General features: G+C 37.3%; 27 protein-coding genes and 1 pseudogene. 15 read left to right on the plus strand and 13 right to left on the minus strand.

All coding sequences use genetic code 11. The annotated features are described in order from the left end of the window. Positions 1-104 precede the first annotated feature (104 nt). The 3 genes from BkAM31D_RS04640 to pssA all read right to left on the minus strand — a co-directional run bounded on the left by BkAM31D_RS04640 (position 105) and on the right by pssA (position 2165). Positions 105-911 carry a DUF2935 domain-containing protein gene (locus BkAM31D_RS04640; protein WP_066155593.1) on the minus strand — a complete coding sequence of 269 codons (807 nt, stop codon included), beginning with the start codon at positions 909-911 and terminating at the stop codon, positions 105-107. A gap of 109 nt (positions 912-1020) precedes the next feature. Continuing rightward, positions 1021-1296 (minus strand): non-specific DNA-binding protein Hbs, encoded by a 276-nt coding sequence (hbs, locus tag BkAM31D_RS04645; RefSeq protein WP_066155591.1) that lies wholly within the window; start codon positions 1294-1296, stop codon positions 1021-1023. Between the two features lie 329 nt (positions 1297-1625). Next, complete coding sequence (gene pssA / locus BkAM31D_RS04650) at positions 1626-2165, minus strand: CDP-diacylglycerol--serine O-phosphatidyltransferase (RefSeq protein WP_066155583.1); 540 nt, start codon at positions 2163-2165, stop codon at positions 1626-1628. Positions 2166-2313: 148 nt separating this feature from the next. On the opposite strand from pssA, the gene BkAM31D_RS04655 reads away from it, so the two are divergent. From BkAM31D_RS04655 to BkAM31D_RS04670, 4 genes and pseudogenes are all read left to right on the plus strand, one after another. Continuing rightward, entirely contained in the window at positions 2314-3111 is a 798-nt protein-coding gene (locus BkAM31D_RS04655) for a phosphatidylserine decarboxylase (protein ID WP_066155580.1), read from the plus strand. Beyond that, entirely contained in the window at positions 3108-4229 is a 1122-nt protein-coding gene (locus tag BkAM31D_RS04660; protein WP_066155577.1) for a CdaR family transcriptional regulator, read from the plus strand. Before BkAM31D_RS04655 ends, BkAM31D_RS04660 begins: the two co-directional genes overlap by 4 nt. A gap of 144 nt (positions 4230-4373) precedes the next feature. Beyond that, a pseudogene (glcD, locus tag BkAM31D_RS04665) lies at positions 4374-5785 on the plus strand (glycolate oxidase subunit GlcD). Further along, complete coding sequence (locus BkAM31D_RS04670) at positions 5782-7131, plus strand: (Fe-S)-binding protein (RefSeq protein WP_066155571.1); 1350 nt, start codon at positions 5782-5784, stop codon at positions 7129-7131. The pseudogene glcD and the gene BkAM31D_RS04670 overlap by 4 nt, the downstream one beginning before the upstream one ends. An 81-nt stretch (positions 7132-7212) precedes the next feature. Here BkAM31D_RS04670 and mnhG read toward each other — a convergent pair whose 3' ends face one another. Genes mnhG through BkAM31D_RS04705 form a run of 7 tightly spaced genes read right to left on the minus strand, consistent with a single transcriptional unit; the run spans position 7213 to position 12984 of the window. After that, positions 7213-7572, minus strand: coding sequence for a monovalent cation/H(+) antiporter subunit G (gene mnhG / locus BkAM31D_RS04675; RefSeq protein ID WP_066155568.1), 360 nt, complete (start codon positions 7570-7572; stop codon positions 7213-7215). Next, positions 7559-7834, minus strand: coding sequence for a Na(+)/H(+) antiporter subunit F1 (locus tag BkAM31D_RS04680; protein WP_066155566.1), 276 nt, complete (start codon positions 7832-7834; stop codon positions 7559-7561). The genes mnhG and BkAM31D_RS04680 overlap by 14 nt, the downstream gene beginning before the upstream one ends. Then, entirely contained in the window at positions 7834-8310 is a 477-nt protein-coding gene (locus BkAM31D_RS04685; RefSeq protein WP_066155565.1) for a Na+/H+ antiporter subunit E, read from the minus strand. The genes BkAM31D_RS04680 and BkAM31D_RS04685 overlap by 1 nt, the downstream gene beginning before the upstream one ends. Positions 8311-8315: 5 nt before the next feature. Next, entirely contained in the window at positions 8316-9797 is a 1482-nt protein-coding gene (locus tag BkAM31D_RS04690) for a Na+/H+ antiporter subunit D (protein WP_066155562.1), read from the minus strand. Further along, on the minus strand, positions 9790-10128 hold the full coding sequence (locus tag BkAM31D_RS04695; protein WP_066155561.1) for a Na(+)/H(+) antiporter subunit C: 339 nt from the start codon (positions 10126-10128) through the stop codon (positions 9790-9792). The genes BkAM31D_RS04690 and BkAM31D_RS04695 overlap by 8 nt, the downstream gene beginning before the upstream one ends. Position 10129: 1 nt before the next feature. After that, positions 10130-10537, minus strand: coding sequence for a Na(+)/H(+) antiporter subunit B (locus BkAM31D_RS04700; protein ID WP_066156185.1), 408 nt, complete (start codon positions 10535-10537; stop codon positions 10130-10132). 26 nt (positions 10538-10563) lie between these two features. Beyond that, on the minus strand, positions 10564-12984 hold the full coding sequence (locus BkAM31D_RS04705) for a Na+/H+ antiporter subunit A (RefSeq protein WP_066155558.1): 2421 nt from the start codon (positions 12982-12984) through the stop codon (positions 10564-10566). A gap of 336 nt (positions 12985-13320) precedes the next feature. Between BkAM31D_RS04705 and BkAM31D_RS04710 the strand changes: the two genes are divergently transcribed. Then, on the plus strand, positions 13321-13545 hold the full coding sequence (locus tag BkAM31D_RS04710) for a hypothetical protein (protein WP_066155556.1): 225 nt from the start codon (positions 13321-13323) through the stop codon (positions 13543-13545). A 209-nt stretch (positions 13546-13754) separates the two neighbouring features. On the opposite strand, the gene BkAM31D_RS04715 is transcribed toward BkAM31D_RS04710, so the two are convergent. Further along, a complete protein-coding gene (locus BkAM31D_RS04715; protein ID WP_066155553.1) occupies positions 13755-13895 on the minus strand; it encodes a sporulation histidine kinase inhibitor Sda in 141 nt (46 codons plus the stop codon). 517 nt (positions 13896-14412) lie between these two features. Here BkAM31D_RS04715 and yqeH point away from each other — a divergent pair. The 8 genes from yqeH (at position 14413) to BkAM31D_RS04755 (ending at position 19897) form a co-directional block, all read left to right on the plus strand. Beyond that, the gene (gene yqeH / locus BkAM31D_RS04720; RefSeq protein ID WP_066155551.1) at positions 14413-15522 is read left to right on the plus strand and encodes a ribosome biogenesis GTPase YqeH; all 1110 of its coding nucleotides are present in this window, start codon (positions 14413-14415) and stop codon (positions 15520-15522) included. Positions 15523-15557: 35 nt separating this feature from the next. Continuing rightward, positions 15558-16403, plus strand: a complete 846-nt coding sequence (aroE, locus tag BkAM31D_RS04725) for a shikimate dehydrogenase (protein ID WP_066155549.1) — start codon at positions 15558-15560, stop codon at positions 16401-16403. Next, complete coding sequence (yhbY, locus tag BkAM31D_RS04730) at positions 16397-16690, plus strand: ribosome assembly RNA-binding protein YhbY (RefSeq protein WP_066155546.1); 294 nt, start codon at positions 16397-16399, stop codon at positions 16688-16690. Before aroE ends, yhbY begins: the two co-directional genes overlap by 7 nt. An 89-nt stretch (positions 16691-16779) precedes the next feature. Beyond that, on the plus strand, positions 16780-17394 hold the full coding sequence (locus tag BkAM31D_RS04735) for a nicotinate-nucleotide adenylyltransferase (RefSeq protein WP_066155544.1): 615 nt from the start codon (positions 16780-16782) through the stop codon (positions 17392-17394). Next, positions 17348-17920, plus strand: a complete 573-nt coding sequence (gene yqeK, locus BkAM31D_RS04740) for a bis(5'-nucleosyl)-tetraphosphatase (symmetrical) YqeK (RefSeq protein ID WP_066155542.1) — start codon at positions 17348-17350, stop codon at positions 17918-17920. The genes BkAM31D_RS04735 and yqeK overlap by 47 nt, the downstream gene beginning before the upstream one ends. A gap of 6 nt (positions 17921-17926) precedes the next feature. Then, positions 17927-18280, plus strand: a complete 354-nt coding sequence (gene rsfS / locus BkAM31D_RS04745; protein ID WP_066155539.1) for a ribosome silencing factor — start codon at positions 17927-17929, stop codon at positions 18278-18280. Beyond that, on the plus strand, positions 18280-19134 hold the full coding sequence (locus BkAM31D_RS04750) for a CvfB family protein (RefSeq protein ID WP_066155536.1): 855 nt from the start codon (positions 18280-18282) through the stop codon (positions 19132-19134). Before rsfS ends, BkAM31D_RS04750 begins: the two co-directional genes overlap by 1 nt. A 19-nt stretch (positions 19135-19153) precedes the next feature. Beyond that, positions 19154-19897: a class I SAM-dependent DNA methyltransferase gene (locus tag BkAM31D_RS04755; protein WP_066155534.1), complete on the plus strand. Its 744-nt coding sequence runs from the start codon at positions 19154-19156 to the stop codon at positions 19895-19897. Between the two features lie 90 nt (positions 19898-19987). Here BkAM31D_RS04755 and comER read toward each other — a convergent pair whose 3' ends face one another. Then, positions 19988-20821, minus strand: a complete 834-nt coding sequence (gene comER, locus BkAM31D_RS04760; RefSeq protein ID WP_066155531.1) for a late competence protein ComER — start codon at positions 20819-20821, stop codon at positions 19988-19990. A gap of 83 nt (positions 20822-20904) precedes the next feature. Next, positions 20905-21159 carry a DUF2533 family protein gene (locus BkAM31D_RS04765; protein ID WP_066155528.1) on the minus strand — a complete coding sequence of 85 codons (255 nt, stop codon included), beginning with the start codon at positions 21157-21159 and terminating at the stop codon, positions 20905-20907. An 83-nt stretch (positions 21160-21242) separates the two neighbouring features. On the opposite strand from BkAM31D_RS04765, the gene BkAM31D_RS04770 reads away from it, so the two are divergent. Further along, positions 21243-21866 (plus strand): helix-hairpin-helix domain-containing protein, encoded by a 624-nt coding sequence (locus BkAM31D_RS04770; RefSeq protein WP_066155523.1) that lies wholly within the window; start codon positions 21243-21245, stop codon positions 21864-21866. 71 nt (positions 21867-21937) lie between these two features. Further along, a complete protein-coding gene (locus BkAM31D_RS04775) occupies positions 21938-22516 on the plus strand; it encodes a ComE operon protein 2 (RefSeq protein WP_066155519.1) in 579 nt (192 codons plus the stop codon). Positions 22517-22591 lie beyond the last annotated feature (75 nt).

A 22591-nucleotide genomic window follows, 5' to 3' on the forward strand; every position in this document is an offset into this window, starting at 1 on the left:
TTTAGAAGTCAAAATGGTAGGGGAAGTCAGAAATTATCTAGATAAAGTAAAAAAGACACCTCGATCTCTAGAGTGAAGAAGGTGTCTTGTGCAGATTGCCTCGTTTAATCTTTAGAACGAGGTTCTGTAGGATCGCAATCAGGTGTTTCTTGATGAGAAGATTGGGCGAGTTTCAGCAAATAATAACACTCTTCTCGAGCCATATGATCGGCCATTAATGCATCTAGAGTACCAAGTAAGCGATTGTTCATTTCCATTTCTTCAAGTTCATCTAAGAATGTCTTAAATAAGACAATCTCAATTTTTACATTCTCATTAAAGCGATCTAAGGCAGGGAAGAGATGGGCGTTTGAGCGCAGATAGCCGGTCATTTCTACTGCTTTAATATAGAACTGTTCAAAGCGTTTTGTGAAAGCCTCACTTTTTTCTTTTAGTTCTTTTTCAACTAAGTCAAGGTCATCTGTGATTCCGCCTGCATGTCCGGCAGCGTCCAAAAGCCATACTAAATGATGATGCAGGGGATGCGATAAAGGTGGAGATTGTTGTTTCAATAAGTATGATAAGACGCGGATATATTCTTCGACTTCATTTACCATATGATTTAAAAAAGTAGGAGACAGACCAATACTTATATCGCCCGTTAGATGTTCTCGAATGATCTCAAGTTTAAATAAACGGATTTCTTTCGCTTGTGTATCCGCGACTTCAGTAAGTTTTATAAGATCTTCCATGGAAAGCTCTTGTCGACTCTCCTGTAAAAGAGAATCAAAAACTTCAATGAATTGGACGGCTTTTTTTACAAACAATGTCTCAGTAGGAGAAAGTGTATCGCGGATAAATCTAGCGTGGTCACCAAGTACTTGTAGCCAAAAGCGGTGTTCGAATAATGCATTCTCATAATAGGAATTCATGATGTCCCCCAATCAAGCATAGTCTTTCCAATTTATGATTCGATTTGGGCTATTATGAATGGAAAAAAATAAAAAACGATGAGAGCTTGTCTCATCGTTCCGAAAAATATTACTCGTTTACAGCATCTTTAAGTTGTTTACCTGGCTTGAATGCTGGATTTTTAGTAGCTGGAATCTCAATTTCTTGCCCAGTTTGAGGATTACGACCTTTACGAGCAGAACGCTCACGTACTTCGAAACTTCCAAATCCAACTAATTGAACTTTGCTACCTTCAACTAGTGCAGATGTAATGCTGTCGAATACAGCGTCAACTGCTTTAGAAGCATCCTTTTTAGAAAGGTCTGCTTGCTCAGATACCGCATTAATTAAATCTGTTTTGTTCATGAAAAAAACTCCCTTTCATACCTTGTTTTGAAAAACACGTCATCTGTTAGACAAAGTGTTCGTTCTTCATTTTTGATACGTCTTGTCTTTTCGACAAGCTAAAAATAAAGCTGCCAACTTAATTTAATAATGAAACCCCAGTGGTGTCAAGACTTTCCACGGAAAATAAACCTTGTAAACCCATATTTTTCACTCTTTTTGACAATCTAACGTCAATTTTTGTAATCTTAATGCGAGAATTGTCACATTTATAACGAAGTATGTACGCTAGAGAAATAAAAAAGGTGAATCAATTGCATCAATTTCGCATTTCATTCACCATACCAATATTACATTTTATTAACTTTGAATGAACTGATCATACAAATACCTAGAATTAGGGGAACAAACATGAAAAATGGAGCTGGTATAAATGGAACTAATAACATATGAAATGTTAAAATACACCCAGCAGCCGTAATTGGAAGCCCTATAAAAAATCCTGGATTTTCAGAGATGTTAAATCGAGCGAGTCGTATAGCGCCGCAAGCAATAAAGAAGATAGTGAGAAGCATTCCAGGTAAACCGAATAGAAAAAGAACTGCTTGATAAAGTAAAAAAGCTGGTGCAACTCCAAATGAAATAATATCGCTCAAAGAATCCAACTGTTTTCCGAATTCAGAAGTACTATTAAAGCGTCTAGCAGCTGCACCATCTAAGCGATCGGTTAGTGCAGCAATCGTAATAAAAAGGAGTCCTAATCGTAATTCATTTTGTAAGATAAACATAATTGCAAAAGCACCTAGGCCTAAGTTCAAGATTGTTAAAGCATTCGCGATTTGCCCTTTTACTTTTTTGAGGGTATGATCCAAATGATGCAATAGGAACATGACATCGACTCCTTGCACGATTGTAAGTGGATATACAAATCGAATTTTTATCTTCTTAAATAAATATCATATCATACGTTTTCCGATACGACTAGAGGCTAGAGAGCTCTTCCTTCTAGAACGTGTCACGTAATTGGAGGAATATAAATTGAAAAAAGCTTTATATAGATCCTGTATTGAATTAACGAATCACCGTCTATCTTCGTACCTTCTTAGAAGCTTCTCAAGATCAAGACTAAGCAAGCCTTTTATTAAACCTTTTGTTAAAACATTTCAATTAAATGAGTTAGAAATGGACAAATCAATAAAGCAATACAGCCACCTACATGAATTATTTATAAGAAATCTTAAAGAAGGAGCTAGACCGGTTGATTCAAGTTCAAGGGCTTTTGTTAGTCCTGTAGATGGTGTTGTTGCCCAATATGGCGTACTAGAGAATGAAACACTCTTCCATGTTAAAGGTCAAACTTATAACATAGAAGAAATGCTTGGATCAAAAGAAGCCAGTAAGCCATATTTGAATGGTCGATACTTTATCTTATACTTAAGTCCGAGTCATTATCATCGAATTCATAGTCCAGTTGCTGGAAGCATTATAAGGCAATGGCAATTAGGTGGTAAATCATACCCAGTAAATGAATTAGGTCTCCGGTATGGCAAGAAGCCTTTGTCAAGAAATTATCGCCTTATTACTGAGCTTGAAGTGAGTCAACGCCAGTTGGCTCTAGTAAAAGTTGGAGCAATGAATGTCAATACAATTGAGGTGACTCATTCAGATAATGAACTTCAAAAAGGAGACGAAATCGGCTATTTCTCTTTTGGTTCAACGGTAGTCTTGCTTTGTGAACATGGTCTCATTCAAGACGTCTCAGTCCATGAAAATGCAGAGGTCAAAGTCGGTCAGAAAATTGCTGAACTCATGGAAGTCGAAGGTGAGAAGAAATGAGGTTGCTTAAACATGTTGCTCAAAGAATCGTGAATGAGGTTTCAAAGGTAATTGAAGAAGAAGTCATTGTCATAAATACAGAGGGAATTATTATTGCGAGTAATGATACAAGTCGAGTAGGCTTCTTTCACGAAGGTGGAAAAGAAGTCGTTAAACATAAAAAAAAGCTTATCATTACAGAAAATGAGCTAAAGAGGTTAAAAGGGGTTAAAATTGGCTTGAATTTGCCTATCCGGTTCCAAGATCATGTTATTGGTGTCATTGGTATTACGGGTTCACAAGCTTCAACGGTTAGATACGGGGAATTAATCCAAAGGTTAACGGAATTAATTATTCAAGAGTCGTATGCAGCAGAGCGGCTTGATTCGAAGTTGAGAGGGTTTGAAACATATGTCTATGAATGGCTCCATACAGAAACATTTTCAGATGAGTTCAAAGAGCAGGGGGAAATTCTTGGCATTCATATGAATGAGGGGCGTTATTGTGTCTTGATTCAACTAGAAAAAGACGAGGATGTCTTCCCAGCCTCTGGGATAGAGCATGATGTGTTAGAAAGAATACGTAGCTTTTTACCGAATGAAAGCAGCGATGTTGTTGTTAGGTGGGGCAACGATCGATTTGTATTGCTCCTCTCATCTATACTTCATAATGAAAAGGAAATTCATCATCTCCTACTAAGACTCTCATCACAATTGGAACAAGCATATTCTACAACTGTTAAAGCTGGGATAAGTTTAAAGCACGATCATCCTAGCACACTGCACCTTGCTTATAGAGAGGCATCACAAGCTCTTAATGTAAAAAATTCCAAACTAAAGATTATATTTTATGATTCTTTAACTTTAGAAATTGCACTTGGAGAAATTAGTTTAGAAACTCGAGCAAAAATTGTTAAAGAAGTATTAGGTAGGCTAATGGAAGAGCCCGAATTACTAGAAACACTTCAATCTTACTTTCATCATCAGTTATCAGTCAAAGAAGCAGCGGCATCATTGCATATTCATATAAATACTCTACATTATCGATTGAAACGTATTCAAGAACTGACAGGAATGCAACTTAAAGAAACGAAAGAATTAGTAACTATGTTTATCGCATTATGGTATCTTCAAGAATAAATTAGATAAAAGCATAAAAAAACAGAACGGAAACGTATTTATTTTGTGTATTTATACATAGAATAAGCCGTTTCTTTTTTTTATACTTAGATAAGTGAATAAAGCGCACTTTATATTAATTCAAGCGGGAGAGTGAGTGAAAGCATGTTAACAAGTGAAGTCAGGAACAGGCTAGCAACGATCGTAGGGGAAAAAAACGTTCTTGATTCAGAGGAGAATCGAGTAGTTTATTCATATGATGCTACACCTAATTATCAAGCAATGCCTGATGCTATTATAAAACCTCATAATACGAAGGAAATTCAACAAATTGTTAAAGTGTGTAATGAGTATAAAATACCTATTGTTCCAAGAGGGTCAGGTACGAATTTATGTGCAGGTACATGTCCATTAGAAGGTGGAATTGTCCTTCTATTCACACATATGAACAACGTGCTTGAAATTGATGAAGACAACTTAACAGCTACCGTTCAGCCTGGTGTAATTACACTTGATTTGATTCAAGCCGTTGAGGAGAAAGGATTATTCTATCCACCTGATCCAAGTTCTATGAAAATATCGACAATAGGTGGGAATATAAATGAAAACTCAGGAGGACTTCGTGGGTTAAAGTATGGAGTTACTCGTGATTATGTAATTGGTTTAGAAGTTGTCCTACCAAATGGCGAAGTAATACGGACGGGGGGAAACTAGCAAAAGATGTTGCTGGATATGATTTTACAAAGCTGATGGTAGGTTCTGAAGGAACGCTCGGTATCATAACTGAAGCCACCTTAAAGCTGATCCCCATTCCAGAAACGAAAAAAACAATGCTTGCCATGTTTGATACTTTAGAAGGTGCAGGAAAAGCAGTATCTTCGATTGTAGCTCATAAAATTATTCCTGCCACTCTTGAATTTCTCGATCAAGCGACACTAGAAGTAGTTGAAGACTTTGCTCAAATTGGTTTGCCAACGGACGTCGGAGCTGTTCTATTAGTCGAGCAAGATGGCCCGATTGAAGTGGTTGATCGAGATATTAAAGAAATTGCAGATATTTGCACTCGGGCAGATGCCAAATCAGTCCAGATTGCTCAGACAGTTGAGGAGGGAGTAGCTCTTACATCAGCAAGAAGGTCTGCACTGTCGGCCCTTGCGCGGAAAAAACCTACAACTATTTTAGAAGATGCTACTGTTCCTCGTTCTAAAATAGCAGAAATGGTCAGAGCGATTAATGAGATAGCCCAAAAACATAATGTTGAGATTTGTACTTTTGGTCATGCGGGTGACGGGAACCTTCACCCAACATGTATGACAGATGCTAGAAACACAGAAGAGATGCATCGTGTTGAAGAAGCATTTGCAGAAATATTCGCCAAAGCCATTGATTTAGGTGGAACGATAACAGGAGAACATGGAGTAGGAGTTATGAAGTCACCTTATTTAGCGTGGAAACTTGGAGAAGAAGGGGTTAATGCAATGAAGACATTAAAGTTTGCATTTGACCCTAATAATATTATGAACCCGGGTAAATTATTTGCAAAAGAAACGAAAAAACGGGTGGTGGTTCAAAAATGAAAAACAAGGTAAACCACAACATAATAGCTGAAGATTTTAAGGATCGTATGGATTATGATGAATTAATGAATTGTATGCGCTGCGGGTTTTGTTTACCTTCATGTCCAACTTATGGAGAATCGGAACAAAGTGAAGCAGCATCTCCAAGAGGAAGAATTGCTTTAATGAAAGCTGTTGTGGATGGCAAAAAGGCCCCTGACGAAGATTTTGAAAAGCAACTTAACCTTTGCCTAGGTTGTAGAGCTTGTGAACCCGCATGTCCTTCTGGGGTTAAATACGGTCATTTGCTAGAAGAGGCACGTGATATATTAAATAAACATAAAAAACATAGTCTTCCAGTTAAAGTAATACGAAAATCCGTGTTTAATGGTTTGTTTCCATATCAAAACCGTATGAGGACTTTAAATGGGATGTTATGGCTCTATCAGAGATCGGGTGTTCAGAAGGTCGTTAGAGGTTCCAAAGTATTACATTTAATGCCGGGCAATATGGGAAGGATGGAAAAGATCCTACCCGAAATCCCCTCACCAAACGAGATGAAACAACGCCCAAAACATGTAAAACCAACTGGAATAGTTAAAAAGAGAGTGGCTTTCTTTTCAGGTTGTCTTATGGATACAATGTTTATGAAGACAAATGATGCGACGCTTTACTTGCTTGAAAAAGCAGGCTGTGAGATTGTCATCCCAGAGGAACAAAATTGTTGTGGCGCCTTACATGCCCATTCAGGAGAAAAGGAAAAAGCTCGTGAGTTGGCGAAACGTAATATTTTAGCCTTTGAAAAAGCTGAGATTGATTACATTATTTCTAATGCAGGGGGATGTGGAGCCTTACTGATTGAGTATGACCATCTGTTAAAGGATGAGTCAGCAGAGTGGCAAGAAAGAGCTCGTCATTTTGCTAGTAAGGTAAAGGATATTGCTACAGTTTTGTTAGAAGTCGGTTTGCCTAAGATGAAACTGACTGAACAAATAGTTACGTATCAAGATTCATGCCATTTAAGGAATGTCATGAACGCAGGAAAAGCTCCTCGGCAGTTGCTTAAGCAAATAGAAGGAGTGGAATTTACAGAAATGAAAGAATCGGATCGCTGCTGTGGTTCGGCAGGTGTCTATAACATTATTCAACCGGACATGTCTACTCAAATTCTAGACCATAAGATGGTACATGCAAAAGCTACAAAGGCGACAACGATTGTCACATCCAATCCAGGTTGTTTGCTACAAATGAAGTTAGGGGTGGAGCGTGAAGGCCTCTCTGAAGTCATTCGCTCTGTTCACATTGTTGATTTATTGGCAGAGGCGGTGAAATACGCCGAGTTAGACAACAGTAAAGCAATAGACTAAGAAAAGCCTTCTATGAGAATTCTCATAGAAGGCTTTTGGTGTAGGCTATACAATAATTATAGCCAGGTTAGAAAATAGTAACTATTGAGGTTCATTTAGTTTCTTTTCATAAACTTCCTTCAAATCATCTTGCACACTTTTCTCCCAAAGTGGAACCCCAGTCCTGTAAGCAGAGCGTCCGATCATTAAAGCCGCTACAGGTGCTGTTAAGAACACGAATAAAATAGCGAGTAAGATCTTTCCAACAAAGAGTCCCTCAATAAGGAGGAAGAACAGAAAAGTTGCAACCATAATGGAAATAACGCCGAGTGTTGCGCTTTTTGTTGCTGCATGTGTACGGCCATACACATCTGGGAAGCGAATTAACCCGATCGATCCAAGGAGACTAAGAAAAGCTCCTAATAGAATAAAGATACTTAAGATGATCTCAATCGCGGTCAAAAACAACACCCCTTTCAATGAACTTAGATAATGCGATTGTTCCGATGAACGCTAGAATACTAATAACAAGGATAACCTCAGAATAAGCAATTGTTTCTTGAACAATCATGAGGATTCCAATAAATCCAATTAAATTAATTCCAAGAGCATCAAGTGCAACAATACGGTCTGGCATACTAGGTCCAATAACAGTACGTATGAAGCAGACGAATAATGAAATCGACATAACTGCTAAAGTTATCATTAAAATCGTATGAAACATTATTTCGTCACCTCCAGAATGGCACGTTCAAACGTATCTTGAATTTGCTTGATCATTTCTTCTTTATCTGGAACATGGATTGCATGGATGTAAATAAACTTGTTATCGTCTGAAAAATCCATTGATAGCGTTCCTGGTGTTAAAGAGACTAATGCGGCAAGCAAAGTTAATTCCCAATCCGTCTCAAGTTTCGTGGGCACAGCTACTATACCTGGTTTAATGTTTAACTTTGGGCTTAGGATGATTTTAATTACATCAATATTAGCCTTAATTAATTCTTTAAAGAATAGTAGCGTTAACTTGATAAACGCCCACACACGACGGAAATAAAAATCAAATTTAAGAAATCTCCTTAATACAAATAGAATCAGGATCCCTATTACATAACCAACAAGAAAATCAACGCCGGTATAACTATTTTGAAGAAAGGCCCAAATGAGCGCGATGACGATATTTAATAATATTTGATAGGCCATAGCAACTACTCCTTAAGAACAGATTCGATGTAGATCGATGGATCTAGGATTTGTTCTGCCACTTGCAATGAATAGACGAAAATTGGCTCTGCAGCGAATCCGAGTATAATTGTCAGCGCAACAAGTGGTACGATAGGTAATAATAATTTTCCAACTTTAAAGTTGGCTTGCTCTTCTGTATGCTTTTGCTCTCCCCAAAACGCATAAATGAAAATTTTCATCATGGAGAAAAGGGTAAGAAGTCCAACGGCAAGAGCGACACCAGCGATTACATAATTTCCTTCTTCAAAACCAGCTAATATAATTGGAAACTTACTAAAGAATCCACTTAAAGGTGGAATACCAGCAAGAGAAATAGCAGAAATAAAGAACATCCACGCTAATAACGGGTGTGTCTTCAGTAAGCCGCCCATCTTCTTCAGGTCTGTTGTTCCCGTTATTTTTTGGGTTGCACCAGCAAATAAGAATAAGGCTGACTTAACAATAATGTGATGGGCAATGTAATAAATTGCACCAGCAATAGCAAGTTGTGTGTAAATTCCAAGGCCCATTACCATGTAACCGACCTGGCTGATAATGTGATAGGAAAGGATACGTTTAAAGTCAAACTGTGATACGGCTCCAAGTACCCCGAAAATCATCGTAAAACCAGCAATCGTTACAATTAGGAAATGAGTAAAGCCTGGATCGTGGGTGAAAATTAATGTAAACGAACGAATAATGGCATAAATCCCAACCTTCGTAAGTAACCCACCAAATAACGCTGCAATCGCTGCAGGAGGTCCAAAGTATGACCTAGGTAGCCAGAAATAAAGAGGGAATAAACCACCCTTCATCGCAAATACAACAAAGAAAAGTACAGCAATTACATTTATAACTCCAACTTGCTCAAGTTCAGCTACTCGTTCAGCAATGTGAGCCATATTTAGAGTCCCTGTGACAGCGTAAATATACGCTACACCAACGATAAACAAGATTGAAGCGAATATATTTATGGCAACATATTTAAACGATTCACGAAGCTGATATTTCGTTCCACCCATAACAATCAGGATGTATGAAGAAATTAGCATAACTTCAAAGAAGACAAACAAATTAAATAGATCACCTGTTAGAAAAGCTCCATTAACCCCTGCTAGTAAAAAGAAATAAAACGGGTAGAAGAAAAACTTTTCTCGTTCTGCTGAAATTGTTTGAAAGGCAAAAAACAAACAAACAACGCCAACTATACTTGATAAAATAACCATCATAGTTGCAAACATATCAGCAACAAAGACAATTCCAAATGGAGCTGACCAGTTACCAAGTTCTAAAACGGTAATTCCGTTTTGATAAACAAAGACAGCTAAATAAATCGAAAGAGCAAGCATACCGATAGCAGTAATTCCACTAATTACGCGCTGAATCGTATGTTGTTTATTAAATAAGATCAATATTGTTCCAATAATAAATGGGATTAGAACCGGTAGTATAATTAAGTTATTCATCAGCAGATCCCCTTAATTGGTCTAAATCATCTGTTTTGTGCTCTTTGTACGTTCGATAAGCAAGAACAAGTAAGAATGACGTGACCCCAAAACTAATTACAATCGCTGTTAAAATAAGGGCTTGAGGTAGTGGATCGCTATAAGCTTCAGACCCTAAACTTAACAACGGTGGTGTTCCTCTTTGTAAGCCTGCCATTGTCAATAATAACAAGTGGGCACCGTGTGATAGTAACATAAGCCCAATGACAACACGTAACAAGCTTTTCGTTAAAATCATGTACGTTCCAACCATAAAGAGGACACCGACAACGATGGACATTAAAATTTCCATTTTATGCATCATCCTCCGCAATCGTTAGAATGATCGTTAAGGCAATGGCCACAACGACTAAGTAAACACCAAGATCAAATGGCAAAGCAGTAGTTAGTTCTGTCTCGCCTAAAATTGGAATTTGATAATACTCAAAAAATTGAGTTAGAAATGGATAACCAAATAGCATACTCGATACGCCTGTCGCAATGGCGATTAATAAACCTACTGCTATCATCGATGTATAGTTAAATGGCAAAGCTTTTTTCATGCTTTTCATGTCAAAGCCTAAATACATTAATAGAAGAGCACTGGCCGTCATTAACCCTCCAATGAATCCTCCGCCGGGATTGTTATGGCCGGCGAAGAATAGGTATACCGAGAAGGCGAGGATGATGAAGGTAACAACACGTGTTAATGTATGAAGCATTACATCATTTGATTTAATTTGTTTCTTCACACATCTTCCCTCCCTGTCATACGTAATTTAATCATTGCTACAACCCCTAGTGCAGCAATTCCTAAAACTAATACTTCAAGTAAAGTATCAAGTCCACGGAAATCAACAAGGATAACGTTAACCATGTTGTATCCACCAGCAAGTTCTTTTGAGTTTTGGATAAAGTATTCTGCAATGGATTCAAAACCAGCTTCATTTCCAAGAGCAGAAGCGCTAAAAGCAATAACGGTTACGAATAGACCAACAGCAACCGAAATAATTAAATTGACAATATTAAAGCTTGGCTTAAACTTCTCTTTACGCAATTCTGGTAAGTGATAGAAAGCAAGCATTAATAAAACAACTGTAACAGTTTCCACAAGAAGTTGTGTAAGAGCTAAATCTGGAGCTCGGAACACAACAAAGAATAATGCTAATAAAAATCCAATTACACCAACGACAATTACTGAAGTCATACGGTTATTTAGAAATGGTATAACAAGTGTTGCTGCGATGAATACAATTGATAGGATCCACATAAACGGATCAATTCCGGTTACATTGACGGTATCAATCGCAAATGCATCGTAACGATACATTGTATAGCCGAATAAAAGAATCATAAACACGCACATATATACAAAGTAATCACGAAGTAACCCAGTCATTTGAATACGTGTTACGAACTGAGAACCACTAATTAACCCAGATAATGAATTATCATAGAATAAGTTGAGTGGATCGCGTTCTTTTAAATAAATGGCTGTTTTTGACCATTTCTTCATTGAAAGGAAGATAATAGTACCGACTAACACAACTCCAATAGTCATAAACAATTCTGCATTGAAGCCATGCCAGTGGTAAATATCGACATAGAAAAATTGGCCTTCAGCAAGTAGATTTGGCAATATCGCCGCCATAGCAGGTTCGATTAATGTATAAGCAAGTAAATTAGGGAACAAGCCGAACACAACAACAAGTGATCCTAATATGATTGGACTGATTAACATTCCAATTGGAGCTTCGTGTACATGAACGTCATAGTTTTCAGGTTTAAATTTTCCTGTAAAGGTTCTGAAGAACATGATCATACAGTAAACAAATGTAAACACACTCGCGATCCATGCTATAACTGGGAATAATAACCCCCATGTTTCCATGTTGAAAATTGATAGCTCAGTTGCTCTTAGTACTCCTGTAAAGAACATTTCTTTACTTAAGAAACCATTGAATGGAGGCAAACCTGCCATCGAAGCAAGACCAATCAAAGAAATTGTAAATGTGATTGGCATAATCGTCATTAATCCACCAAGCTTACGAATATCCCTTGTACCTGTTTCATGATCAATAATTCCAGCAGTCATGAATAGGCTACCTTTAAACGTTGCATGGTTAATTAAATGAAAGACAGCTGCAAGTATTGCCAGTGTAAAATATTCGCCAGTCTCTGATCCAAACCCATAATAGAGCGATGCTGACCCGAGTCCTAATAAACTCATAATTAAACCGAGCTGACTAACTGTTGAAAAGGCAAGAATTGATTTGAGGTCTTTTTGCCGCACTGCAGAAATGGAACCCCAAAACAAGGTGACAATCCCGAAAATGGATAGAATCCAAAACCATTCAGCAGACCCTCCAAATACTGGAGTAAGTCTAGCTACTAAGTAGATCCCAGCTTTAACCATCGTTGCAGAGTGTAAATAAGCACTGACTGGTGTAGGAGCTTCCATCGCATCTGGTAACCAGATGTGAAATGGAAATTGTGCAGACTTAGTAAATGCACCTAACAAAATTAACAGCATTGCAGGTAAAAAGAGTGAGCTTGTTGTGACTAAATCCACACTAGCAATGATCTCACGGATACTAAACGTACCGGTCATTACGTAAAGAAGTGAAAAACCACCAAGCATAGATAAACCACCGAATACAGTGATCAACATTGATTTTTGCGCACCGTACGTTGATTTTTCACGGTGGAACCAATAACTAATTAATAATGCAGAAGCTAAACTCGTTAATTCCCAGAATACATAAAGTACGATCAGGTTATCTGATAATACAACCCCGAACATCGCACCCATAAACATGAGTAAATAGACATAAAAATTGTTTAACTTCTCTGTTTTCTTTGACAAGTAGTAAATAGAATAAAGTACTACTAACGTACCGATACCTGAAATAAGTAAGGCAAACAGTAAACTTAGTCCATCAACATAAACAGTAAAATTGATCCCAAGAGAAGGGACCCAAGGGACGGTGTACTCTACTACTCCACCACCAGATGTAATTGGCAAGTAGCGAATAAAGTAAATAAATAAACCGAGCGGGAGTACAAGGACGAACCACCCCGTATGTATCGGTCTAGCGTACTTATACAAAAAAGGAATCAAAATGGCTAACAAAAATGGGGAGATTGTAGCCCAATGTAAAACCGTCAAAATACATACCTCCTTCTTTCTTTCATTGTTCTTAAGTTGTGAATATTATCCTCTTTTTACCCTTTTGCTTTTTAGTTCTGTAATCCAACAAAATTACAACATAAAAAATTATAACCTAATTTTCAGACATGTGCATCCTAGACGCCTTTAGCTTTCACCGTTTTTCCAAAACTTATTAAATATGTAGAAAACGAGTGAAAATGGGCAAAAAAATTTTTTTATTTTGTATAAGCACAAGTGAAAATGGAAAAAGTATGTATATTTTCTTCATTGGTACGACACTCTATAAATAACAAACCTCTTTCCATACGAAAGAATGTTGCAGGAGTGACTACAATGAATAATAAACAAAAGGGGCTAGCGGGGATCTGTATTTTCCTTATTCTTTTTTCAGGTGGTTGGTACGCAAATGAGTTTAACAATCGCACGATACATGAAAAAGGATTGGATCAACCAGATGCTTTTAATGTCCAGCAAGTAGATGATCATCATATTATTGAACCTATGGCACCATTTCAACCAAGAGAATATATACGAATTGGAAATAGAGTTCCAAATTAGACAGAACAATAATTACAAGAAAACGTATATATGTGATTTGTTACAGCACTTAATTTTAAAATAAGAGAGGTTGTCCTTTAATATAAAAGGAACAAACCTCTCTTATTTTTCTTGTGCAATCTTAACAAAAAAATAAAAGCCCCCAAGCAAGAGGTGTTAGAGGTAACAGATAGTTACTCTAGTAAGACCTCTACTGGAGACTAGGTTATTTAAGAAGATAGTTTTATTTTGTCTAAGAGGGAGCGTTTGGCAATCTCTAGTCGGATTAGTTCGATGAAATCATGGTTTAAATTTAATTCTACAGCCTTATAGTATGTTTCAATTAATAGTTCATCTGATAGATTTTGCATATGGGCCTGTCTAGTAAACGACAGGTTCACCTCCTCCTACTTTGTTTGTCGAATTTTTCTTGCATATTCATTAGTTTATAGGAATATTTTAGTAAGTTATTTTGTGTGAATTCATCGTAACACGTCTTTTAAAATAGAACAACTGTTCTACTTATCCACACTTACTAGTGGATAAGGTGTTGATTCCCTGTTTATTACCAGATGAAACCCCTTTGTTTATGAGGGGATAACGTGTATAAAGTTATCCACAGCTGATGAGAGGTGTGTCTTTTTGTCGAAAACTTTTTTAAATTGAGGAAAATGGTTGAATCAGTGACAAGAGGCGGCAAAAAGTGACAATGATTTCTACCACGTATTGAAAAAAAGAGGGAGGAAATGTATAGTTAAAGTTTGGTAAGTAGCGATAATAAATAGACATTGGAAAGTCCGTTTAAACTAAGTGATATTTGGAACATCAAAATAAGATAAATAGAAATAACTACAATTAGAATTAAGGTAGAATAGATGGAGGTATAATATGGAAGAAAGAGAACCGATTTGTTCTGGCTGTGGGATTGCCATTCAAACTGAAAATAAAGAAGGGTTGGGTTATGCGCCACCATCAGCATTGGAAAGGGACGTTATTACATGTCAACGATGTTTTAGGTTAAAACATTATAATGAAGTGCAAGATGTCTCCTTAACCGATGATGACTTCTTAAAGATCTTAAATGGGTTAGGGGAAAAGAAAGCTTTAATTGTAAAGGTTGTTGATATTTTTGACTTTACGGGGAGTTGGTTACCTGGACTCCATCGTTTCGTAGGAAACAATGAAGTATTGCTTGTTGGAAACAAGGTTGATTTACTACCGAAATCATTAAAACAATCTAAATTAATTAATTGGATGAAAAAGTCAGCCAAAGAACTTGGGCTAAAGCCAGTTGACGTTATGTTAATGAGTGCAGAAAAAGGACTCTCAATTAAAGAGGTTGCATCAGAGATTGATCGTTTAAGAAAGGGAAAGGACGTTTATGTAGTTGGGTGTACCAATGTTGGAAAATCAACCTTTATTAATCAAATGATAAAGACATTTGGTGGAGATACAGAACAATTAATTACTACTTCGCACTTTCCTGGAACAACTTTAGATATGATTGATATTCCTTTAGAGGATGGAAGAGCGCTTTTTGATACTCCAGGAATTATTAACCACCATCAAATGGCGCACCATATCGACAAGCAGGAGTTAAAAATAATTACCCCGAAAAAAGAAATTAAGCCAAAGGTGTTTCAGTTAAATGAAGGACAGACATTATATTTTGGAGGCTTAGGCCGCTTCGATTTCTTGCAAGGAGAACGGACGTCATTTACTTGTTTTTTCTCAAATGAGCTAACTATCCATCGTACCAAACAAGAAAAAGCAGAAGAGCTATATCAAAACCATCTAGGAGAATTGTTGACACCTCCAGGTCCGCAAACGAAAGAATCACTTCCTCCATTAGTGAAACACTCGTTTCAAGTTAAGTCTAATAAAGTAGACATTGTTTTTTCAGGACTTGGGTGGGTCACTGTTAATGGACAAAATTTAAAAGTAGAAGGTTATGCTCCTAAAGGAGTTAGTGTCACAATTCGAGAATCTATTATATAAAGAGTTAAATTTGCATGCTTGGGAGGAGAAGCTAGATGGAGAAAGTGTTTGGGATCCTAGGACACCCGGTTGGACATTCAATGTCACCAATTATTCATAATGATGCATTTGAAAAAATAGGAATTGAAGCAAGGTATCATGCTTTTGATGTTGATCCAGATCAAGTGAAAGAAGCGATTGAAGGCATAAGAGCATTGAAGATTACAGGATGTAATGTAACGGTTCCGCATAAAATAGCGGTAATGAAGTATTTAGACGAAATTGATTCAGAAGCTGAGCAAATTGGAGCTGTGAATACAATTGTCAACCAAAATGGTAAGCTAGTCGGATATAATACGGACGGCCGAGGGTATGTGAAGTCATTGCTTGATGAAACCTCGATTGACTTAGCGAATATGAAGGTATTAGTCATCGGAGCCGGTGGTGGTGCTAGAGGAATTATCACTGCGTTACTGCGACAAGGAATAGGGCACCTTACTATTACGAACCGTACGATATCAAAAGCTGAGCTTCTTATAGATCTTGCTGCGACTTTTGATACCCCAGCTGAAGCATTAGAAAAGCAGGTAGTGGAAGAAAAGTTAAATGAGTTTGACGTTATTATTAATACAACATCAGTAGGAATGAGCCCAAATGTAGACGAATCGCCTCTCTCGCTAGACCGTCTAAAGGAAGAAACCATTGTAAGTGATTTAATTTACAATCCACTAGAAACAAAGCTGCTTAAAGAAGCGAAAGCGAAAGGTGCACAAACATTAAATGGAATTGGAATGTTTGTCAATCAAGCAGCTCTATCTTTTGAACATTGGACTGGACAAAAACCAGATGAAATACAAATGAGAAAAATCGTGTTACAACAATTAGGAGGACCATCATGTTAACTGGTAAACAAAAAAGATTCTTACGTTCGAAGGCACATCATTTAAACCCTATATTTCAAGTTGGAAAAAGTGGGGTTAATGAAAATATGGGATTACAAATTGAAGAAGCTCTTGAAGCAAGAGAGTTACTTAAAGTAAGTATTTTACAAAACTGTGAAGAAGATAAAGATGAAGTAGCTGAAAAGTTAGTTGCATTGACCGGTGCAGATCTCGTACAAGTTATTGGTCATACCATCGTCTTATATAAAGAATCAAGAGAAAATAAGCAACTTGTTTTACCGTCTTAATCGTTAGCAATATCTTTATAGGAGAGAATCATTTCAATTGATTCTCTTTTAAATTTAGATCTTATTAGACGAAAGGAGGAGGGAATTCGGTGAAAAAAGTCGGATTGTTTGGTGGTACTTTTAACCCGCCACATATTGGTCATTTATTGTTTGCTCAAGAAGCATTGGTGTCTTTTGAATTAGATGAAATTTGGTTTATACCAGTGAATGTACCTCCTCATAAAGAGAATAATGAACTAGCTTCTAATAATGACCGAGTCGATATGTTAATTAGTGCAACCAAACATAACGAACGTTTTCATGTATCCACGATTGAACTTGAAAGAGGAGGCCCCTCCTATACAATTGATACGATAAAGCAATTAAAGCAATTGTATAAAGAACATCAATTTTATTTCTTAATTGGTGGAGATATGGTGGAATATCTTCCTCATTGGCATAAAATAGATGAACTCCTTGATTTAATAACATTTATTGGGGTTCATAGACCTGGAAGTACGGTGAAAGCATCTCGTTATGCGGATCAAGTTCTTTTAATGGAGATGGTACAAGTTGGCTTTTCTTCATCCCTTATTCGGAAGCGAGTTCAAGAAGGGAAGCCGATAACGTTTATGGTTCCGTTTGAAGTGGAAGCATTGATGAAAGAGAGGTCATTATATGAACCAAGAACAAGCGTTGTTAAAGGTCAAACCCCACCTTACTGAACATCGTTACCAACATACGTTAGGCGTTGTAGAAGCTTCACTGGAACTTGCAGAGCGTTATGGAGCAAATAAACAGAAAGCGATGTTAGCAGCTGTCTTTCATGATTATGCGAAGTTCCGTGAAAAGGAAGAAATGAAACAGCTCGTTCTGGAAAAACTAGAAGATAAGACATTCCTGGATTATGGTGATGAGCTTCTTCATGCTCCATGTGGTGCCTATTATGTCGAACATGAGCAAGGAATTACGGATCAAGACATATTAAATGCCATTCGTTTTCATACGACAGGGCGTCCAGGCATGACTTTGTTGGAAAAAGTTGTTTTTCTTGCTGATTATATTGAACCTAATCGGCAATTTAAAGGAGTCGAAGACGTCAGGCAGATAGCCCGAGTAAATTTAGATGATGCCATTATTGAAGCGTTGAAAAATACAACTATCTTTTTAATGAAGCGAAATCAACCGGTTTTTCCAAAAACAATCGCAACGTATAATCAATTGATTCAAGATAAGAAAAAGGAGAAGTGATGTGTAGTGAATGAAACACCTATTTTAGAGTTGGCGGTTAAAGCTATAGATGATAAAAGAGCAGAAAATATTGTTGCATTGAATATGAAAGGTGTATCTTTAATTGCCGATTATTTTGTCATTTGTCATGGTAATTCAGACAAGCAAGTACAGGCGATTGCATATGAGCTTAAGAAGGTAGTACAGGAAAAAGGAATTGAAATTAAACGACTAGAAGGTTTTGATCAAGCACGTTGGGTACTTATTGATTTAGGTGATGTCGTTGTTCATGTGTTCCATAAAGATGAACGTGCTTATTATAATTTAGAAAAATTATGGGGAGATGCTCCTGTAGTCGAATTAGCAGGAGTTTTAGGTTAATGGAGCTTAAACCAGGCTATAGTGTTAATCTTGAAGTGGTTCGAAAGGCGAGTTTTGGTTACTTTGTTAGTGATGGCAAAACAGATGTCTTGCTTCATCAACGGGAAGCTCAGGAAGGCATAGAGATTGGTCAACGAGTTGAAGTATTTTTATATCATGACCATCAAGGTAGATTGGCAGCAACAATGGAAGAGCCTTTATTAAAAATAGGAGAAGTTGCTTGGTTAGAAGCTGTTGAAGTAAAAACTGGACATGGTGTCTTTTTTAATAATGGAATTTCACGTGATCTCTTTTTATCGATGGATGAGCTTCCTTATGATCGCTCACAGTGGCCGCAGCCAGGAGACAAACTTCCTCTTTCCTTAACTTGGGATAAGCGAGGGCGCTTAATGGGAAAACTGGTCAAAGGTGAGCCGGTTGAACGTCATGCAAAAAAAGCTGGGGCAGAATTAATGAATCAGGACGTAAGCGGCTATGTCTATCATTTTTTAGATGAAGGTGCACTTATTATTACAGATGAAGGCTTTATTGCGTTTCTTCATAACGATGAAATGGATGATGTGCCACGTTATGGTGAGCATGTAAACGTTCGAGTGCATTTTGTTCGTGAGGATGGGCGTATTAATGTCACAATGAAGCCGAAACGTTCTGAACAACAAGAAGAAGATGCAGAACGGATTTATCGTTTTCTTGAGGAGCGAGGCGGATCAATGCCTTACTGGGATAAAACACCACCAGAAGACATAGAATTACGTTTTTCAATTAGTAAAGCAAAGTTCAAACGGGCATTAGGGAAATTAATGAAAGAGAATAAAATTGAACAACGAGATGGTTGGACACATATAAAAAAATAGAGCCACTAAAGGAGTTATTATGAATTATCAAGCTTTTGCTGCTCTATATGATTCTTTGATGACAGACGCCCCATATGACAAATGGATTGCATACCTTCAAAGAAACGTAAAACAGGATTTAAAAGGTGTTTCGATCTACGATGTCGGTTGTGGTACAGGAGAATTTCTAGTTCGTTTACACAATAGTGGTGCAATAGTATCAGGAGTGGATTTATCTGCTGATATGCTCTCTTTAGCTCAAAAAAAATGTGAGCAGGCAGGTTTTTCCCCTCCTTTATATCAGCAATCTATGACAGAACTTGAGTCTGTTATGAAATTTGAAATTGTAACGATCTTTTGTGATTCCTTAAATTATCTAGAAACAGAAAAAGACGTTCTTGAGACATTTAAGCATGTTCATCAACTGTTAGAAGAAGGTGGGGTATTCATATTTGATGTGCATTCTATTTCGAAAATCAACGATGGCTTCATAGGGCAAACATTTGCGGAAGATGCAGAGAATATGGCCTATATTTGGAACTCTTTTCAAGGTGAGCACCCCAATAGTGTAGAACACGAAATGACTTTTTTCTTAGAGGAAGAAGAGATAGGGATGTTTCAACGCTTTTTTGAGTTGCATAAGCAACGTACATACTCAATTGATCAATATAGAGAGTGGCTACATGATGCAGGCTTTTCGAATATAGTCGTTAATGCCGATTTTGAAGATGTAGAACCAACAGATGAAAGTGAACGAATTTTTTTCTGTGCAAAAAAGAGATAGAAGCAGGACTTTTTAGAAAAGGTGCGAATTAAAAAGAGAGTGAACCGACATTTATACTGGTTTCACTCTCTTTTTAAGTATAGTACTTGACTATTTCAATGACTTGTTAGAAAAAGCATCAACGATTAGTTCTTGATCTTCATAGTATTTTGCATGAGTTTTCTGGAACAAATGATCAAACATCGATCCGATTTCATCTTCTAAGACTTTAATCCCTTCTCCAGTAATTCCTCCCGGTACACATACACGCTTTTGCAGTGTAGGCAGTGTATAATGCCCTTTTTCAAGGAGTTTTCCCATCCCGATTATCATGTTGGTAGCAAGAGTTGTTGCATCTTCCTTAGAAATATTGGTTTGTCGAACGGCTCCATCAATGAATTGTTGAATGATGTAACTGAAGAAGGCAGGTCCGCAACTGACAATGTCTGAAGAAACACGTGTAATATTTTCTTCAATTACAAGTGGTTCTGAAATGGCAGACATCAATTTCTTTAATACCTTTTTATCTTCATCCTGGCATCGTGAGCCAAAGCTTAATAAAGAAGAACCGGTTAGTGCTCGGTTAAGAATGCTAGGTATCGCTCTAGCTACTTTGCATTCAGTGACTTCTTCTAATTGATCTACTGAGATAGGGCTCGTAATAGAAATTAAGAATTTACCCGAGTGGCAAGCAGGTTTGATTTGATTGAGAACTTCTGGGAATTGTAAAGGCTTTGTGCAAATGAAGATAACTTCAGATTCATGAGCTACTTCAAGTGCATTTTCTCCAATGGTTACCTCTGGAAAACGCTTCTTCAAAACCTCAGCTTTTGTTCTATTTCGATTTGTGATCATAAATTGGTCTGGAGAAATTTCACCAGATTCAATAAAGGATTCAAGTAAAATCGTTCCCATACTTCCCGTTCCGATGATGCCTATTTTCAATGTAGCCCCCTCCTTTTCATGTCTAAACGCGAAAACACTCGTTATGACTAAACGTATGTAGAAAGGGACAGTGTTATGACTTTTTAGCGCATGTTTACGTAATCTTCTATCATTTCTTGTGTCACGAGCTTACGTGGTGGAAATTGAAACTTCATTGCAATCTTATTCATTTCTTCTGTAATTTGGTTAATTTCCGTTATCTGAAACTCTTTTCCACTTTTTGCTAAATCTAATACTGTTTCAATTGCACGTTCTCTCGCAGCATCTAAGCTTAAAAATTGTTTTTGTGCTTCTCTGTGCTTTTTAACTTGTTCAGCAATTTGTAAATGTACAGCCATTTTGTCATTCGACTCCTTTTGTTCTCACTTGAAGTGGTGGTTTATCACTTATTATAACTCAAAATTAGAAAAGGGTGTGCCTGATGAAAACAATATTCCGAAAAAAACAACTAATGACAGCTGTAATCATTGTTTTTTTAGTTTTGATCATTTTATTTATGCATTTTCGGAGCGCGAAGGAAGAAGTTGAAGTAGCTCATTTTTATGAACAAAACCAAGAGTTTTTGAATGGAGGATCGGAGGAATCTATGAAAGTTGTGGAAGAAGTTAGGGACATTGTTATCGATGTTAAAGGAGCGATTGCTCGTCCAGGTGTTTATAAGTTGCAAGAAGGGGATCGTATTCATCAAGCGCTAGAGAAAGCTGGGGGGCTATTAGAAGGTGCTGATGAAACAAAGTTGAATTTTGCACAATTGTTACATGATGAAATGGTTGTTTATGTTCCTTTGGTCGGAGAGGAAGAAGGTAGCGTAGAGGTGGGAAATCTCACAACGCCTCAGGGTGAAGAAAATGGGAAGATCCCAATTAATCGAGCAGAAGCTGGTCAATTGCAGCAACTTCCGGGTATTGGTCCCGCTAAAGCAGCGGCAATTATTAGTTATCGTGAGGAGCATGGTGCGTTTAAAGATATAAATGACTTACTCAATATTTCGGGTATTGGTCCTAAATCAATTGAAAAATTGGAGGAAGCTATAAGTTTCCATTAAATTAATTTTGAAATTGACGATACAAAAGCTTTTCTCTAAACTGACAGTATAGTAGGTAGGAGGAATTAATGATGGAAAGAATTTCATGGAATCAATATTTTATGGCGCAAAGCCACTTGTTGGCACTAAGAAGTACTTGTACACGATTAATGGTAGGAGCTACGATTGTTCGAGACAAAAGAATCATTGCAGGTGGTTATAACGGTTCGGTCTCAGGAGGGGCTCACTGTATTGATGATGGATGCTATGTCGTAGATAATCATTGCATTCGGACGATTCACGCTGAAGTTAATGCATTATTACAATGTGCAAAATTTGGTGTTCCGACAGAGGGCGCTGAGATTTACGTCACTCATTTTCCTTGTGTACACTGTACTAAAGCAATCATCCAAGCAGGCATTAAGTCTATGTATTATGCTAAGGATTATAAAAACCATCCTTATGCCAAACAAATGTTGGAAGACGCAGGTGTCGAAATCATGCAAGTTGAATTGGATGAGGAAAGTCTTGACCAAACACACCATCAAAAGAAACAATTTGTTGAACACTTGTTGACTAAACTTGAACACCTTACAATTGAACAAGAAGAAGTTCGTCAATTAAAAGAGCAAGCAAATCATTTATTTACTCAAAGTTTCTTAAAGGGGTGAGGGAGATCAGTCCGCTGTTCTTCTTCATCCCCATTTCAGCAACCCTCGGTCTATTCCTCGCGCTTCGAGAGCCGA

It is taken from the genome of Halalkalibacter krulwichiae (assembly GCF_002109385.1).
Lineage (GTDB): Bacteria > Bacillota > Bacilli > Bacillales > Bacillaceae_D > Halalkalibacter > Halalkalibacter krulwichiae.

Coding starts and splice junctions, on each gene's coding strand:
- BkAM31D_RS04670 (WP_066155571.1), top strand. CDS start 5,782: ATGAAAAACAAGGTAAACCACAACATAATAGCTGAAGATTTTAAGGAT.
- BkAM31D_RS04685 (WP_066155565.1), bottom strand. CDS start 8,310: ATGGCCTATCAAATATTATTAAATATCGTCATCGCGCTCATTTGGGCC.
- BkAM31D_RS04700 (WP_066156185.1), bottom strand. CDS start 10,537: ATGCTTCATACATTAACACGTGTTGTTACCTTCATCATCCTCGCCTTC.
- BkAM31D_RS04710 (WP_066155556.1), top strand. CDS start 13,321: ATGAATAATAAACAAAAGGGGCTAGCGGGGATCTGTATTTTCCTTATT.
- BkAM31D_RS04715 (WP_066155553.1), bottom strand. CDS start 13,895: ATGCAAAATCTATCAGATGAACTATTAATTGAAACATACTATAAGGCT.
- BkAM31D_RS04660 (WP_066155577.1), top strand. CDS start 3,108: ATGAGGTTGCTTAAACATGTTGCTCAAAGAATCGTGAATGAGGTTTCA.
- yhbY (WP_066155546.1), top strand. CDS start 16,397: ATGTTAACTGGTAAACAAAAAAGATTCTTACGTTCGAAGGCACATCAT.
- BkAM31D_RS04695 (WP_066155561.1), bottom strand. CDS start 10,128: ATGGAAATTTTAATGTCCATCGTTGTCGGTGTCCTCTTTATGGTTGGA.
- aroE (WP_066155549.1), top strand. CDS start 15,558: ATGGAGAAAGTGTTTGGGATCCTAGGACACCCGGTTGGACATTCAATG.
- BkAM31D_RS04750 (WP_066155536.1), top strand. CDS start 18,280: ATGGAGCTTAAACCAGGCTATAGTGTTAATCTTGAAGTGGTTCGAAAG.
- pssA (WP_066155583.1), bottom strand. CDS start 2,165: ATGTTCCTATTGCATCATTTGGATCATACCCTCAAAAAAGTAAAAGGG.
- BkAM31D_RS04755 (WP_066155534.1), top strand. CDS start 19,154: ATGAATTATCAAGCTTTTGCTGCTCTATATGATTCTTTGATGACAGAC.
- BkAM31D_RS04775 (WP_066155519.1), top strand. CDS start 21,938: ATGGAAAGAATTTCATGGAATCAATATTTTATGGCGCAAAGCCACTTG.
- BkAM31D_RS04680 (WP_066155566.1), bottom strand. CDS start 7,834: ATGTTTCATACGATTTTAATGATAACTTTAGCAGTTATGTCGATTTCA.
- yqeH (WP_066155551.1), top strand. CDS start 14,413: ATGGAAGAAAGAGAACCGATTTGTTCTGGCTGTGGGATTGCCATTCAA.
- yqeK (WP_066155542.1), top strand. CDS start 17,348: ATGAACCAAGAACAAGCGTTGTTAAAGGTCAAACCCCACCTTACTGAA.
- hbs (WP_066155591.1), bottom strand. CDS start 1,296: ATGAACAAAACAGATTTAATTAATGCGGTATCTGAGCAAGCAGACCTT.
- BkAM31D_RS04765 (WP_066155528.1), bottom strand. CDS start 21,159: ATGGCTGTACATTTACAAATTGCTGAACAAGTTAAAAAGCACAGAGAA.
- BkAM31D_RS04770 (WP_066155523.1), top strand. CDS start 21,243: ATGAAAACAATATTCCGAAAAAAACAACTAATGACAGCTGTAATCATT.
- BkAM31D_RS04690 (WP_066155562.1), bottom strand. CDS start 9,797: ATGAATAACTTAATTATACTACCGGTTCTAATCCCATTTATTATTGGA.
- BkAM31D_RS04640 (WP_066155593.1), bottom strand. CDS start 911: ATGAATTCCTATTATGAGAATGCATTATTCGAACACCGCTTTTGGCTA.